The organism is Candidatus Omnitrophota bacterium, from assembly GCA_041649175.1.
Classification (GTDB): domain Bacteria; phylum Omnitrophota; class Gorgyraeia; order Zapsychrales; family JBAZNR01; genus JBAZNR01.
The window spans coordinates 15887-30680 of record JBAZNR010000003.1; the positions used below are offsets into that span (position 1 = coordinate 15887).

Consider the following 14794-nt stretch of genomic DNA (forward strand, 5'->3'; position numbering starts at 1 on the left):
AAAGAGATGAATTTGGGAGCGAAATTTTTCAAGGAGGAAATAGCGTGAATAAAAAATCGTTTACCATTATAGAGCTTTTGATCACCATTGTTGTGGCGGTTTTGGTTGTGACAGGGGTTTTAATGTCTTTGATCAACTCCATGGTTTTGGATGAACACACGGCGCAACTTTCCATTGGCATGAATATTGCTAGAGCTAAAATTGAGGAGGTTTTAAGCCGCAGATCGGATTTTGACAATATTGTTTCTGTGCCATCTGGTAATGATCAGTCTGGGGTTAAGCTGACCGCGGATGGTGACGGCATGGTGGGGGCTTATCGAATTATTGTGAGAGGGGTCACTGGGTTTGCGAGTGAATTGAAAACCGTCAAAGTTGCCGTTTGCTGGAAAGGTAGGGGCAATAGGGTTGTCGGTGACTGCCGCATCGTTGATGATGGCACGGTTGAATGGATTAGCTTAGCCGATTTGAATCCCAAATCTGGCTGCGAGTTAGAAACAGCGATTGCCAAGAGGTAGTTTTTCGAGCAGTATCAGGCAAAAAAAGTAAAAAATAATTTCCCTTTTTCTACTTTATATATAGAATAAAAAGTATAAGTAGAAAAAGGGATTTTTTTATAAACAGAAAAGCCCTAAGGCTCATATGGGGAGCGTATGCCGCAAATAAATCTTTTAGCACCGGGATTTAAAAAAAGAGAAGTGACGCCGTCTACGGCCTCTTTCTCTAAGGCGCAGGCGCAATCTCAATTCCAGCAGAAAACAGAGAGAGTGTATCCAGGGATCTCTTCAGGTGTCTTGGATGTCTTGCCGGCGGTGGGTTTTCGTTGCGCGATTTGCGGTGGCATTATTCTTGCCATCTGGAGCTTTTTCTTGGTCAATATTCCTGGAAATCAAAAAACACTGAAAGAGCTAGAAGTAAAAGTTTCTGTTCTCGCCACTAATCCCAAAGAGATAGAGCGCATCAGGACTGAGCGCGTCATTCTCGAAAAAAAAGTTAACCTTATCGACAATCTTTCTTCTCGGAAATTTTTATGGTCCGAAAAATTGGCCCTGATCGCGGATCTTATCCCAGATGGAGTATGGATCAATGAAATACGTTCAAGCAGTAAGAAAGATGCGGCAGCGGCTAAAGCTCCTCCCAGCGATGAAAAAACAGTTTTCACTATAAAAGGCACGGCTGTTGCTTACAAGATCCAAGATGCGGTCGGTCTTATTAGCGACTTTATAAAGAATTTACAAGAAAACGCTGATTTTTCTAAAGATTTTCAAGAGATCAAACTTAATACAATCGCGAAGGGAACTGTAGGGAGCTTGGATGTTATGAAGTTTGATTTATTGTGCGAATCTAAATAAACCAATTAAATAAATGGCCAGACCTCCAGCAAGAAAACAGGCAACACCTCTTGACGATTATCTGAATTTGGCGATCAAGCACTCGCCAATATTGGCTCCTATTTTGGTTGTGATTTTGGGAATCGCTGTTTTAATTTGGCCGTCGTACCAGAAGCTTTCGACCATTAAAGCTAGCATCAAAGAGAAACAAGATATTTTAACAATGGTTGACAGAAGCAGCGCGGATGTTAGTAAAATGCAGAAAGAATTAGAGATTTTTAAGAACAAAGTTGTTGAATTCGAAACTCGATTACCCAAAAGAATTAAAACAAACTTGATCATTGAGACCTTGCAGGAAATTACTGAAAAGGCGAGCCTTAAGTTTTCTTCGCTTGAGCCAACAACCATTCGGAAACATGTTATCGCGGAGACAAATGATACTTTTGTAGAATTGCCCATCCGAGTTAGATTGCGGTGCGGGTACTATGAAATGGTTAATTTTCTTAAGAAAATTGAAACCGCAAAACAGCTTATGAAAATATCTGATCTAGTCATTATTGATGATCCGGCTGCGGATTGGGATCATGGCATTGAATTTACGATCAGTGCTTTTTCGCGAGGTGAAAATGGCGACTAAAGCGAAAAAAAAAGTTATTTATTTTATGAGCTTAATGGCTTTTTTGTCCACTATTTTCTTCCCGACGAGAACAATGTTTGGCCAAGGAGAGAAAAGCGCGGCTTCAACAAAAAAAAGAGACCCTTTTGTTGCATTAGTTAATTCTCAAGGTAAAATAAAAGCTAAGGAAGAATTATTTCCTTCTATTGCGCCTAAGTCGCTTTCTATGAATATTGTATTAAAGGCAATTATCTGGGATGAGGCGAGGCCGCTAGCGATGATCAACAATAAGGTGTATGGACAGGGAAGCGAAATCACAAAAGGACTTATAGTCGAGAAGATCAATCCTAATGATGTGGTTCTTAATGACAATGGAAATCCTGTCGTTATCCAACTACGCAAAGCGGTGAAAAATGATTAAAACAAAAAAAATTTATTTTCTGATGTGTACCGTGGTGATGCTCGCATTTCCGATGGTGTTGTCGGCGCAAGAAGAAGCGCGGCAAGTTGACGAAAACATGGTTAGTCAGCCTCAAGCGGCTTCTTCCGACGCAATAGCACCGATGGCGCCTTCCATTGCTGCGGATGTTGCAACGAATGCGGGTTCAGAAAATGTTCCTTCTGTAAACTCCCCGGGAACAGAAAAAAACGACGACAACCTTATTAGCGTTAATTTTGAAAATGTTGATATTCGTGACGTTATTCGCATCCTTGCTGACAAGGGCCATGTGAATATGATCGTTGGGCCCGATGTTGCGGCGACGGTGAATATTCAGTTGAATAATATAAGCTGGGAAAAAGCCTTAGATGTTATCCTGATGACGTACAGTTTGACATATAAAAAGGACGGCGATCTTATTCGTATTATGACGCTTGATCAGCTACAGGTTGAAGATGAGAAAGTTCCTTTAGCAACAAAAATCATTAAGCTAAATTTTGCTCGCGGCGGGGAAGTGAAAAGTAATTTCGAGAAGATGCTTAGCGCGCGTGGCAGGATTGATGTTGTCGAGCGTACAAATAGCCTCATTATCACGGATCTACCCGATAATATCGCCAGAATCGAGGAAATTGCCGTAGAGCTTGATACAAGAACTCCTCAGGTCATGATCGAGGCTTTATTGGCGGATGTGGTTGTTAGCCAAGACGATCAATTGGGTATTAACTGGGATATCGCTTGGCCGGATGGAGGAGCTCCCCAAAGAACTATTGAACAGGATTTTGGTTCTCTTGGCGCTCCGGGCGGGATCATCACATTTGGAACAACCATGCTAACCGATAAAGATCTCCATGCGACAATTGCTGCTTGGCAACGGCAATCAAAAGTAAATATTTTGGCCCATCCACAAATAATGACCTTGGATAACCTAGCGGCAAAGATCAGCTTAACAGAGGAAATTCCGTATCAACAACAGACTGATTCAACTGAAGGAGGTAGCGTTGTTTCAACTTCGTTTAAAGAATCAGGGATTAATCTAACGGTTATGCCGCACATCACGACCAAAGATAATTACATTTACTTGACCATTGATGTCAAGCAAAGTTTTCGTTCCGGATTTACGGCCGATGATCAGCCAATTGTTGATAGTCGCTCTGCTCAAACAAATCTTTTGGTCAAGAACCGCGAAACTGCGGTTATTGGGGGCTTGCGCAAAAAGAATGATACATTCACCGTTAATAAGCTTCCTATTTTGGGAGACATTCCTTTGATTGGTTCAGCTTTTCGCAAACGCGTTGAGGCACTTTCGGATATAGACTTAATGATTTTTGTGACCCCAACAATCGTTACGGATGTCAATTTAACCGACAAACAAGAAAATACTTTGGAATTGTTTGAAGAAGAAACCGAGGATTGGGCTCATCAATTTGATCAGGTGAAGCAAAAAAAGCGAGAGGGAACAGCGGAGCCGAAATCGGCAACAATCGGGGCGAAAGAAGATGCCGAGCCGGATCTTTTTTATCTCAAGCCGCCTGCGCTGCTTAACGAGGGACGTTAACAATGACAGTGTTCAATAAAGATTTTTTTCTTTCTTCAGTTTTTTTCTTAGCGTTGATGCTGGCGGGTTATGCCCAGGCTTCCGATGAAATAACGAATGATGGATGGACGCAAAGCCTATCAAATCTAAAAAGCAGTATGAGTGAGCTTTTAAAGCAAAACGATGCCCTCTCTGTTGAGAATGATCTCTTAAGAAAAAAGATCGTTGAATTGCAGTCAGAACTAAAAAAAGCTGCAGAGGCAAAAGAAAAATTATCGCAAGAGCCGCGACGGCTTAATGCTCTTTTAGATGAGAAAAATAAAGAAGCTAGCTTACTTGAGAAGAAAATTCAAGAGATTCAAGCGCAAGTTCAGCAGCTTAAAACGGATCAAGATGAGACGCAAAAGAGTATTGCTCAGCGTCAGGAAAAACAAAAACCGCTTGAGGCTGAAGTCAAAGGATGGAAAGGAAAAATAGATCAGCTTGAAAAGGAGCTGAAGCTGTCCAAGAGTGATAATCAAAACTTTCTTAAAAAAGCAGAAAATGAGAAAAGCGAATTAAAGAAGCAGTTGGTGGATAGCGAAAAGAAGCTTGCTCGGGTTCAAAAGAATTTAGAAGAAAGCAAAAAACGATCCGCACAACCATCAGTGGAATCGGTAGCTTTAGCGGCTGATCAAGAAAAAATGTCTCAGGAGCTGGAAAGATTAAGAAATTTGATTCAAACGCACACTCAGGAGAAGCAAAAGCTGCAGGAAGAGAACATCCGCATCAGCGATCAGTATAAATCAGACCTTGATAAATTAAATCAACAAATCGCTGAGCTCAAAAAGCAAAATCAAGAATTAGAAAGCGTAGCCATTGCTCCTTTACCAAAAGTGCCCTCAGCGGCAAAGGACAAGAAGATTGCCAGCCAAACGGCTTCTCTAAAAGAAGAGAATAGCGCGCTGAAGAATAAAGTTTCGGAATTGATGGGCTCAGTTGTTAAACTCAATCGCGATAAGGCGATGATCGAATCACTGCTTGATGTCCAAACAAAAACGTTGAGAAAGAAAACCGTTGGCAGTAAAAAATCCGTCGATCAAACAAATCACGAGCTTTTGGCTTATAAATATGCGGCCAATGGCGAATACGAGAAAGCCATCGAGGAGTATCAATTGGCGATCGCGGCACGTCCTAAAAATAAAGATCTCTACTATAATCTTGGGTTTGTTTATGACCAGCTTGGGAAAAACGATGAAGCCATTGCGAATTACAAGCAAGTCTTAAAACTCAATCCCAACGACAAAGAAGCGAACTACAACTTAGCGCAAATCTACAAGAAGCTTTCCGATACGGCATCATACCAATACTATTATGACCGTTTTATTAAACTCAATAAAAGATAAAAACTGCATTAGTTTTCTGCGGGGAGAATAGCCTGTGTTCGGTGGGAAAAAAATTGCAAAGAAATCGGATGTAGCTATTGGCCTTGATGTCGGGAATTTTGCCGTCAAGGTTGTCCAGCTTAGCCAAAAAGGCGATACTTTTAATTTAGATAGTTTTGGCTATGCAAAGATCAATATTGAGAAATTAGATGGAGTCGTAGAGGCTATCAAAAATGCTTGCGCTGAAGCGGGTATCACGCAAAAAAAGGTTAATGCGTCTATTACGCCGGAAGGCGTTATCGTCAGGTATTTAACATTGCCTGAGATGAATACGGATGAGCTTAAAAAAGCGATGGAATTTGAGATCGAACGTTATGTTCCATTTGAGAGAAAAGATGTTGTTAATGACTATATGATCCTTAAAGAACGTCCCGATTCTAAGAATATGAAGATTTTGCTTGTTGCGGCAAAAAAAGATTTTGTCGAAAATCGGATCAAGATCTTGCGAGAGGCGGGCTTGGATCCGGAAGTCATTACCATTGATGCTATCGTTTTGAAGGACACTTTTCAATTGAATTACCCTGAGAAGAATAATAAAGTTGTAGGGCTTCTTAATATCGGAGCTAAATCTTCAAATATTAATATTGTTAAAGGTCCGACATCTTATTTTATGCGCGACATCCAATTGGGGGGCGATAATATTACGCACCTGCTCAAAGAAAAGATTGATATCGGCCTGGAAGAAGCGGAAAAGATCAAGTGCAGCCTTACGCTGGAAGACAAGGAGAAATTCAAGATCATTGAGCCGGTTCTGGGAAATTTATTGAATGAAGTTTATCTGTCGTTTGACTATTACGAAAGTGAATTTGGGCTGGTCGTTGATGAAGTTTTTGTTAGTGGCGGTACGGCTCGCTTAAAATGGCTAACCGATTTCTTAAAGGAAAATCTTAACAGAGAAGTTTCCGTCCTAAGCCCTGTTAAGAGGTTCACCGCAGCTCCAGCTGTCTCACAATCACGCCTTGAATTATTTTCTCCCTCGCTTGTTGTTGCTACCGGTCTCGCCTTAGAGAATTTTAGTTAAAACCTATTTTGTTTTCATAAGTACATTGCTTTCTGACGTGATCGTTGTTATGTCTGAATTGGGCTATTTGACAATCCCTCAAATGGATGTTATACTTCAAACAAGTAAGAGCTGTTGATAAAGGCAAACTACTCGTAAGGGTAGGGCGCAAAACTATAGGGTCCCGAGTTAGCATATGGGATTGCCAGTTGCCAATAGGATGTCCGGTATTATTTATATTATATTTCACTGGCAAAGTTAGTTTGCGGCCTATTCTTTCATAACGGGGAATGGGTTTTTTTATTTTGATAAATTTTTTCCTCAAAATCGCTTGACACATAGAAAGGAGGTTGATAACATAAAAACTAAGATAACGTATGGACGGAGCTGGGTGTACTAATCCGTAGTTGTCCAGGTGGTTAAGAAAAACAACAGCGGTATTATCCTAATCAGTTAAAGATTTTCTTAGCTTTCTGGATCAAGGAAGTGTAGCCTAAGCTTAATTTTGGTCCGGAAAGGAGGTTAAACATATGAAAAACAGAAAAGGTTTTACATTGGTTGAAATTATGATCGTTGTGGCTATCATCGCTTTGTTAGCTGCTATTGCTATCCCTAATTTACTCAGGGCTAAGATTGCTGCTAACGATGCTGTTGCGAGCAGCACACTGCGTACCTTATCAACGGCAGCTGAAACTTTTGCCACGAGTAATCAGGGTACCTATCCGTCTGATGTTGATGATTTAACCAACGCGACTCCTCCCTACATCAATAAAAATTACTGTGACGGGGTTACAGCAGCTGGCTTTACTTTTGATTGCGATTGGGATACTGGCGGCTATACTCTTATAGCTTCTCCAGCAACGGTAGGCACAACCGGAAGCGCAACGTTTACCATGGTAACGGGAGGTATCTTAACGGGAAACTAATAGGTAGTGGTTGTGGCAATGTGGTTTTTGCATAACTAGTGCGAAAGGGGCTTAAAAGCCCCTTTCGCACTAAAGGGAAAAATGCAGCACGAATATTTTTATGAACTATCGATTTTTTAAAGTCGATAGTTTTGTTTTTGTAAGGCGCGGAAAACATCGGGTAAAAGCGTTGACTTTTTAATCTTCGACATTAAAATGCTTTCTAGGGAGCGCAAAATGAGCAGGCAATTTCAAAATAAGAAAGTTTTGCTAAGGGGGCTAACGCTCGTAGAGACATTAGTCACAACTGTTGTTTTTTCTCTAGCTTTCTTGGGGGTCTTGTTCAGCTATGTGACTTGCCTTGAACTTAGTGAAATTGCTAAAAATTCATCCCAAGCCCTATTTGCTGTCAAATCACAAATAGAAACAATAAAGAATACAAATTTTGATCAAGTAAAAACGGCATATAACAATACTTCATATGCAGCGGCTAATTTAGTGGGTATTGGAGTAAGCTATATCGATGATTCAAATCCAAGATTACTTTTCATTGTTAGCACGTTTTGTTGGCGGCAACCTAATGGCCGCGTAATCGGGGAGGACAGAAATCTCAACGCGCAACTCGATGCGGGAGAAGATCTAAATGGTAATGGCCGATTGGATTCTTTGGTGACAACGGTTGATTATATTTATGATCGGTGAAAAACAATGCAAGAAAACTCTTTTAAAAGAAATGTAAAAGGATTTACCCTAACCGAGGTTTTGATAACACTTGGCATCTTCTCTATTATGGGCGCGGGGATCTTTATCGTCTTATCAGGCGGTAAATCAACCTGGTTTGACACGGATACGAGTATTGAATTGCAACAAGACTTAAGGATCGTTCTTGAGAAAACGACGCGAGAATTACATGAGTCTGGATTTGACAAAAACGGAGTTTTACAGGCTAATATTAACGATGGCGTTGGCCCGAATGGAACTGATACTCTAAGGTTTTCGATCCCTACCGTTTGCCATGGCGGGGATAGCGTGGTTGATAGTAGCGGCGACGTTGTGCATTGGCGTGCTCCGTTAATCTGGGGCTGTACACAATCAAGCTGCATGGATGCTGACAATGATTGTAATACCATTGATTATCAGTTTATAGAATATGGCGTGGATGCTCAAGATCAGTTTGTGCGAAAAGTGATCAGCGGGGCGGGCCTTGTTGTGAGGCAAGATATTTTCGCCAATAATATTAGTGACTTTCAAGTTGATGCCACGGTGGATGGAGGGCTTGTTACGTTAAGTATTAGCGCGCAGAAAAACTCACCGACCGGAAGAGCATTGTCGGCAGCTGCCAGCATGGCCGTATATTTAAGGAATCGAGGGTAAAGCTATGAATAAGAAAAATACAAAAGGGACAGTTTTGATCGTTTCTCTGATGGCTGTTACGGTCCTCCTTATTTTGGGTGCGATGTTTATCGTTCGAGCCATCTCAGAAAAAGCTGCTTCTGACCGTGAACGTATGCTGACCCAAGCTTTTTATTTGGCCGACGGTGGTAGTCAGGTTGGAATTAATCAGATGGATGTATTGATCAATACGAATTTGATGGCCACTGTCAACAATACAAATCCGCAAGTTATTGCGAATGATGCAGCAGGTTATGTTGCTTCTGGTGATGGTTTAGGTTTTTTGATCCAGTATGCGCGCGATGGTGGCGCAGCACAATTTATATTGAATGGTGCGCAAGCACGTTATACGGGATCGGTTATTGCGGCGGGAAGCGGAACGTATCAGCACAGCATTATTGTTACCGAGAAGGGCAATCCGATTGCTGTAACTCCGGAGCAATGGGATTTTCCGTACTATTATCGGATTGAAACAACCGGAACTGTCGGTGGCGTTGTGCGAAAAATAGCCTTAACGGGCGATTTTACAGTTCGTGTCCAGAGAGATAATTTTGCGCGTTTTGCCTTATTCACAGATCATCACAGCTTGCCAAGCGGCGGGACAGTCTGGTTTACGAGCCGGACAAATTTTTCTGGGCCGCTCCATACAAACGAACGCTATAGTTTTGCGTTTAATCCAAGTGGAACTTTTGACGGCATGGTTACCCAACATCATAATAGCGCCAGGTTTCATAATGGTGGGTCGTCTATTTTATCGGATGCGGATCAAAATGCTTCCATTGATGTTCCGGTATTTAATAGTGATTATGAACGTGGCGTTTCTGAAGTCAATCTGGAGTCATCTGTTCAGCAACAAGATCTCATTGACCAAGCCAGGGGCACCGACACAACGCCGGGTAACGGCATTTTTGTTGCCAATAATGGGAGCAATCTTATTGGAGGAATTTTTGTTAGAGGCGACTGCAATGTCAATATGAGCGTTAATGGAAGCGGAAACGCTGTTTATACGATCACGCAAGGCGCGACAACAAAAATTGTCACGGTCGATATTTCCGGGAATCAAACAACTGTTCAGACGGTTGCAGGCCCGATCCAAACTTTTTCCGGACTTCCGGATGGCGTTGATGATGTTGGAACTATTCTTTATGTTGATGGAGCGATTTCCAGCCTCGGAGGAACGGTTCAGCGAGACACAAAGCTAACAGTTGCCAGTCAAAATGATGTTATTTTGACGAACCATGTCATGTATGAAGATTATACTCCGGCTGTCGGAACGCCGGGAACTCCGGGATATGTTGCCCCACATGCTGACGACACGAATAACATGCTGGGCATTGTTTCCTGGGGAGGCGACGTGAGGATCGGCACAGTAGCTCCGGACGACATAAATATTCATGGCTCTGTTATGGCGCGTAACGGTGTTCTTACCGTCGATAACTATGACGATACGGCTGTTGGATCTCGCGGTGTTACAACGCTTTTAGGAGGGTCTATTACTCAGTTCTATGGTGCGTTTGGACAATTTAATAGCGTAACGGAACAGCAGATTTCTGGTTATGGCCGCAATTTTGTATATGACAATAGAATGTCTTTAGGGGCTGCGCCTCCGTATTTCCCGAGTATGCGAACATTCATTGCATTTACAAATGACTTAACCGATAAAATCACTTGGCAAGAGGGAGGATTTTAATGTCAGAACAATCTCCAAGTACTCATCCGATGCGAAAGGTTTTTTTGATCATAGCCATTGTTTTAGTCATGGTCATGTTAGCTGTGAGTATGTTTATGAAAAGATCAGTGGAAGACGCGGAAGTTTCTTATCGACCTGAAAAAGCTCAAACAGGTTTAGAAGTAAAGCCTATCGTGAATAATAGTCAGATAGAAAAGAAAAGCGTAGCACCTTCTGTCAGCGTTCCCAAGAAATCTGCTGGAAAGGCTGCAAAAAGAGACGCTCAACCCGAAAAAGAAATTATCTATGAAGCTCCCCTAAAGAGCAATATTTTGATACAATAGTTTTCATCAGCAATGAAAAGCCTACTAAATAAATATATTTCTTTTACCAACCGATTTGCTCCTAAGAGAGTCATTGAACCGTTCGTTGGCCTTGATATTGGCGCGAGCTCATGCAAAGCTGTTGAGCTTGTCGTATGTGAAGATTCTTCGCGGGAAATTCTCAATTGGGCCGTGGAACCCTTAAACGAACTTAATGTCATTCAAAGCGTAAGGAAAGTCTTAGCTAAGCTTAACACAACTACGAAAAATTTTGCGACAGCAATTTCCGGGCAAGGAACGTTAGTCCGTTATATCGATATGCCCAGAATGTCCTTAGAAGACTTGCGCCGGTCTGTTGATGTGGAAGCTGACAAGCATTTTCCTTTTCCTAAAGATAAGATTTATACAGATTGTTGTATTCTTGATCCTCAAGGAAAAGACAGCAAGATGGCTGTTCTTATTGCGGCGGCGAAAAAAGAGGTCATTGCCCAGCGGCTCAAAATGCTTTCTGAGATCAATCTTCCGTCTGATTTTGTCGGTATCAACGCCATTGCTCTCGTCAATGCTTTTAATACCTTTCCGCCCCAAAACCTGGGCCAGAATTCTGCGCCACAATCTGGAAAATCCAACATCATTGCTATTTTAGACATCGGCGACGTGGTGAGTAATTTGATCATCACAAAAGATAGCGTGCCCAGATTTACTCGGGATATTTTCATTGGAGGGCGGGAGCTTAACCGGCGCATTGCCAACGCTCTTAACGTCAACATGGAAGAAGCCGAAAAGATCAAATGCCAGCCCCAAGATAGATCTGAAAATGTTTTGCTTGCATGCGATTCAACGCTCATTAATTTAGCATCCGAAATACGCCTTTCCTTTGATTATTTAGCGACGGAAAATAATATGCAAGTTAGCCGATTGTTTGCTACCGGAGGGTCGGCCATGTTTTCCGGCATTACTGACTTTCTTGCGAAGAATCTTGAGATCCCGGTTGAATTGTGGGATCCGTTTCTCTCTTTAAAATTATCACCTCAAGTTTCCCGATCAGAAATTGAAAAGAATTCGAGCCAACTGGCTGTAGCCCTAGGACTTGCCTTATGCTCCTAATTGACATTAATTTACTTCCGCCTGATCTGCGAAAAAAGCGCGGTTCAAAAACCAGCAAGGACGCGATTGGAAATATCACCAATATACCTAAAGAAATGGTCTTTGGCTTGGTGGGCGGCCTTTTCTTTCTTTTAGTTGTTTTTAACTTGCTTTTGTTTGTGGTGACGTGTTTTAAATGGGTCCAATATTCTCGGGGGAATAAGCAGTGGGAGATCATCGCTCTCGATAAAAAAAAGGTTGATAGCGTTTTAGGAGAGATGCGTTCTCTCCAAAGCAAAATTGCTTCAGTAGAGAAAGTTACAACGGGAAAAAGAATTTGCTGGGCTCAGAAGCTAAATGAATTGAGTAATAATATTCCCAAAGGGGTTTGGCTGAATAAGATTTCCTTAAGCGAAAAAGTGCTTTTGATCGATGGAAGCTCTGTGTCAAAAGTTGGTGAAGAAATGATCAGTGTCGGGAATTTTGCGTCAAATCTAAAGAATCAAAAGACATTTATGAATGGCTTAAAAAATGTTGAAGTAGGCTCTATTCAGCGCCGAAAAGTTCAATCTATTGAGATCGCGGATTTCTTGATTACGGTTAAATTGCAATGAAAAAAATTATCCCAGATAAGATCTTAAATATTTTATTGCAGGCAACAGAAAAAAATGGCCAATATATCCTCATCGGCGTTTTACTTGGCATCTTTCTTTTAATGTATGCTATTGTTACGCGCCCTATTTTAAACAATCTTACGAAGATCAGCCCTAAAATTACTTTGCTTTCTAAGGATTATCGACAAGCTTTGTCTGATATTAAGAATGTTGAAAATTATCAAGCCCAGGTTGTGCAATTTCGAGAAAAAATGAAAACGGTCGGGCTCAAGATTCTTTCTAAAGAAGAAATTCCCGCGATTCTAGAAAATATCTCGAGACTTGCCGGGCAATCTAAGGTGCACATTAGTCAGATCATGCCGCTTAAAGAATCACAGGAATTAATCCTATCGAATGATGAAGGGAAGTACTACTCGCTTCCTATTTTGGTGAATGCCCGCGGAGGTTACCATGATATTGGGCGTTTTTTTAATAAAATAGAGAACGATAAGATCTTTATGAGCGTGATAGACTTTGATATTGCGGCAACCAGCGATGATCCCTTAAAACATTTGGCCAAAATTACGATTAAAGCATTTATCCTCGAGAAAATCGAAGGCAAGGAGGCAAAATGAACATCCTTGCTTTTATGGCAGTATTTTTCGTTTCGGTTCTTGTCTGGGCCCAAGATGCTGATTTTACGTATAGCGACCAGGGGAAGCGTGATCCTCTTTGGCGGCTCGTTACTCCCAGCGGATCGATTATTAATTATGATTCCGATGTCCTTGTTTCGGATATGATTTTAGAAGGGATCATTTTTGATCCTAGCGGCAAAAGCCTCGCTATTATAAACGGCAATGTCGTTGAGCAAAATCGTCGTATTGGCCCGTTTGTTGTTTCAAAGATCGAAGCAAAGCGAGTAACGTTAACCAAGGGGCAAGAAAATTTTGTTTTAGAATTGAAAAAGGAGGAATGAGATGACACAAAAAGCGGTCATCGCGATATTTATTCTTTGCTTAACCTGTTTTGCGGTTTACGCGCAAGATAGCGGTGAAGCTGTCAGCTCTACGGATGAATCTTCCGTTTCAGCTGTCGCCGAAGCAACCGATAATGAAAGCGCGTTAGCGCCATCTGATGGCGAGCAAGCAGTTTTCCCCGGAACAATAGAGCCGACAGTTTCACTGGAAACAAATCCGGCTACCCCGGAGCTTTCAACATTGCCTGATCCCGGGCATGTTACTCTTGATTTTCGCGATGCTGAGATACGAAATGTTTTAAGGATCTTAGCGTATAAAAGCGGTGTTAACATTGTTGCCGGCCCGGAAGTAACGGGCTTAGTAACGATCCAGCTTAACAATGTTCCCTGGGAAGAAGCCCTAAAAGTCATTCTCGAAACATATGGCTACGGATATGACAAAAGAGGGAACATCATCTTGGTCACAACGGTAGATAATCTTAAGAAAAGGCGGGAAGATAATCAATTATTGTCGGAGCAAGAGCCGCTGATGACCAAGACATTTGTCCTTAATTATGCAAAGGCAGAGGAAATTGTCTCTTCCATTGAGAAAATGAAGACGGCACGCGGCAGCGTGAACTTTGATTCCCGGACGAACTCTATCATCCTTCGCGATACTTCAAGCAACCTTGCGCTGATCAGTGATATCATGCCTTCTTTAGACGCCACAACACCCCAGGTTTTAATTGAGGCAAAAATAATCGAAGCAACGCTTAGCAATACGGAGAATTTGGGTATTGACTGGGTGGCTAAAGCGGCAGCATCGGGGTCAGAGCGGCCTACGATCTTTCCTTTTACGACGATATCTGAAAATAGGTATCTTCCTGATAATATTCCGGCGGCAGGGGCTGATTTATTTACTTATGGAACGCTTGATTTCTCGCAATTTTCGGCCGTTTTAGAATTGCTTAAAAACAGGTCAGATACCAACATTCTTTCTAATCCTCGCATTGTCACTTTAGATAATCAAAAAGCAAGCATTACGGTGGGGACACAATATCCCATTCCGACATATACGTACAACGAAGAGCAGGCCAGGCTCCAGGTGTCGGGCTGGGAATATAAAGATATTGGAATTATTTTTGAGGTAACGCCCCATGTTAATAATGCGGGGTTTGTTACGATGGATATTCAACCCAAGGTAACGGCGATCTTGGATTATGTAACTGTTGAAAACACTTCGCTTCCCAGGCTCAGCTCAGAATCTGCCACGACAAAAGTGATGATCAAAGATGGTTATACTCTTGTCATCGCGGGGCTCATCAAAAATCAGGCAACCGACGTTAAGAAAAAGATCCCTTTTCTGGGGGATATTCCTATCGCGGGTTTAGCATTTCAGAAAAGTGAAAAGACAATGACTAAAACGGATCTGTTGATTTTTATGACGCCACATATCATTACTGCCAACGAGCCTGTGGTTTTGAAAGAAGCAACAACCACGCCGAAGCCATAGTCAAATTGCAAAAGAGG

General features: G+C 41.8%; 17 protein-coding genes and 1 riboswitch. All 17 genes read left to right on the plus strand.

Annotated features, from left to right (window positions below):
* The first annotated feature begins 44 nt into the window (after nucleotides 1–44).
* The 17 genes from WC676_07030 to pilQ all read left to right on the plus strand — a co-directional run bounded on the left by WC676_07030 (nucleotide 45) and on the right by pilQ (nucleotide 14777).
* Nucleotides 45–515, plus strand: a complete 471-nt coding sequence (locus tag WC676_07030; protein ID MFA5060362.1) for a hypothetical protein — start codon at nucleotides 45–47, stop codon at nucleotides 513–515.
* Nucleotides 516–650: 135 nt separating this feature from the next.
* A complete protein-coding gene (locus WC676_07035) occupies nucleotides 651–1349 on the plus strand; it encodes a PilN domain-containing protein (protein ID MFA5060363.1) in 699 nt (232 codons plus the stop codon).
* Between the two features lie 13 nt (nucleotides 1350–1362).
* Complete coding sequence (gene pilO / locus WC676_07040; protein ID MFA5060364.1) at nucleotides 1363–1965, plus strand: type 4a pilus biogenesis protein PilO; 603 nt, start codon at nucleotides 1363–1365, stop codon at nucleotides 1963–1965.
* Nucleotides 1955–2365, plus strand: coding sequence for a general secretion pathway protein GspB (locus WC676_07045; protein MFA5060365.1), 411 nt, complete (start codon nucleotides 1955–1957; stop codon nucleotides 2363–2365). The genes pilO (WC676_07040) and WC676_07045 overlap by 11 nt, the downstream gene beginning before the upstream one ends.
* The gene (locus WC676_07050; GenBank protein ID MFA5060366.1) at nucleotides 2358–3938 is read left to right on the plus strand and encodes a secretin N-terminal domain-containing protein; all 1581 of its coding nucleotides are present in this window, start codon (nucleotides 2358–2360) and stop codon (nucleotides 3936–3938) included. Before WC676_07045 ends, WC676_07050 begins: the two co-directional genes overlap by 8 nt.
* Nucleotides 3939–3940: 2 nt before the next feature.
* Entirely contained in the window at nucleotides 3941–5302 is a 1362-nt protein-coding gene (locus tag WC676_07055; GenBank protein ID MFA5060367.1) for a tetratricopeptide repeat protein, read from the plus strand.
* A 34-nt stretch (nucleotides 5303–5336) separates the two neighbouring features.
* Complete coding sequence (gene pilM / locus WC676_07060; protein ID MFA5060368.1) at nucleotides 5337–6362, plus strand: type IV pilus assembly protein PilM; 1026 nt, start codon at nucleotides 5337–5339, stop codon at nucleotides 6360–6362.
* Nucleotides 6363–6474: 112 nt separating this feature from the next.
* Nucleotides 6475–6558, plus strand: a riboswitch (cyclic di-GMP riboswitch).
* Nucleotides 6559–6871: 313 nt separating this feature from the next.
* Nucleotides 6872–7267 (plus strand): type II secretion system protein, encoded by a 396-nt coding sequence (locus tag WC676_07065; protein ID MFA5060369.1) that lies wholly within the window; start codon nucleotides 6872–6874, stop codon nucleotides 7265–7267.
* A gap of 216 nt (nucleotides 7268–7483) precedes the next feature.
* Nucleotides 7484–7948, plus strand: coding sequence for a type II secretion system protein (locus WC676_07070; GenBank protein ID MFA5060370.1), 465 nt, complete (start codon nucleotides 7484–7486; stop codon nucleotides 7946–7948).
* Nucleotides 7949–7954: 6 nt separating this feature from the next.
* Nucleotides 7955–8620 carry a prepilin-type N-terminal cleavage/methylation domain-containing protein gene (locus WC676_07075; GenBank protein MFA5060371.1) on the plus strand — a complete coding sequence of 222 codons (666 nt, stop codon included), beginning with the start codon at nucleotides 7955–7957 and terminating at the stop codon, nucleotides 8618–8620.
* Nucleotides 8621–8624: 4 nt separating this feature from the next.
* Nucleotides 8625–10328, plus strand: a complete 1704-nt coding sequence (locus tag WC676_07080) for a DUF4900 domain-containing protein (protein MFA5060372.1) — start codon at nucleotides 8625–8627, stop codon at nucleotides 10326–10328.
* Nucleotides 10328–10651 carry a hypothetical protein gene (locus tag WC676_07085; protein ID MFA5060373.1) on the plus strand — a complete coding sequence of 108 codons (324 nt, stop codon included), beginning with the start codon at nucleotides 10328–10330 and terminating at the stop codon, nucleotides 10649–10651. The genes WC676_07080 and WC676_07085 overlap by 1 nt, the downstream gene beginning before the upstream one ends.
* A 12-nt stretch (nucleotides 10652–10663) precedes the next feature.
* The gene (gene pilM / locus WC676_07090) at nucleotides 10664–11737 is read left to right on the plus strand and encodes a type IV pilus assembly protein PilM (protein ID MFA5060374.1); all 1074 of its coding nucleotides are present in this window, start codon (nucleotides 10664–10666) and stop codon (nucleotides 11735–11737) included.
* Nucleotides 11728–12330 (plus strand): PilN domain-containing protein, encoded by a 603-nt coding sequence (locus WC676_07095; protein ID MFA5060375.1) that lies wholly within the window; start codon nucleotides 11728–11730, stop codon nucleotides 12328–12330. Before pilM (WC676_07090) ends, WC676_07095 begins: the two co-directional genes overlap by 10 nt.
* The gene (gene pilO / locus WC676_07100; protein MFA5060376.1) at nucleotides 12327–12944 is read left to right on the plus strand and encodes a type 4a pilus biogenesis protein PilO; all 618 of its coding nucleotides are present in this window, start codon (nucleotides 12327–12329) and stop codon (nucleotides 12942–12944) included. Before WC676_07095 ends, pilO (WC676_07100) begins: the two co-directional genes overlap by 4 nt.
* The gene (locus WC676_07105) at nucleotides 12941–13285 is read left to right on the plus strand and encodes a hypothetical protein (GenBank protein ID MFA5060377.1); all 345 of its coding nucleotides are present in this window, start codon (nucleotides 12941–12943) and stop codon (nucleotides 13283–13285) included. Before pilO (WC676_07100) ends, WC676_07105 begins: the two co-directional genes overlap by 4 nt.
* A 1-nt stretch (nucleotide 13286) precedes the next feature.
* Nucleotides 13287–14777 (plus strand): type IV pilus secretin PilQ, encoded by a 1491-nt coding sequence (gene pilQ / locus WC676_07110; GenBank protein MFA5060378.1) that lies wholly within the window; start codon nucleotides 13287–13289, stop codon nucleotides 14775–14777.
* Nucleotides 14778–14794: the final 17 nt, after the last annotated feature.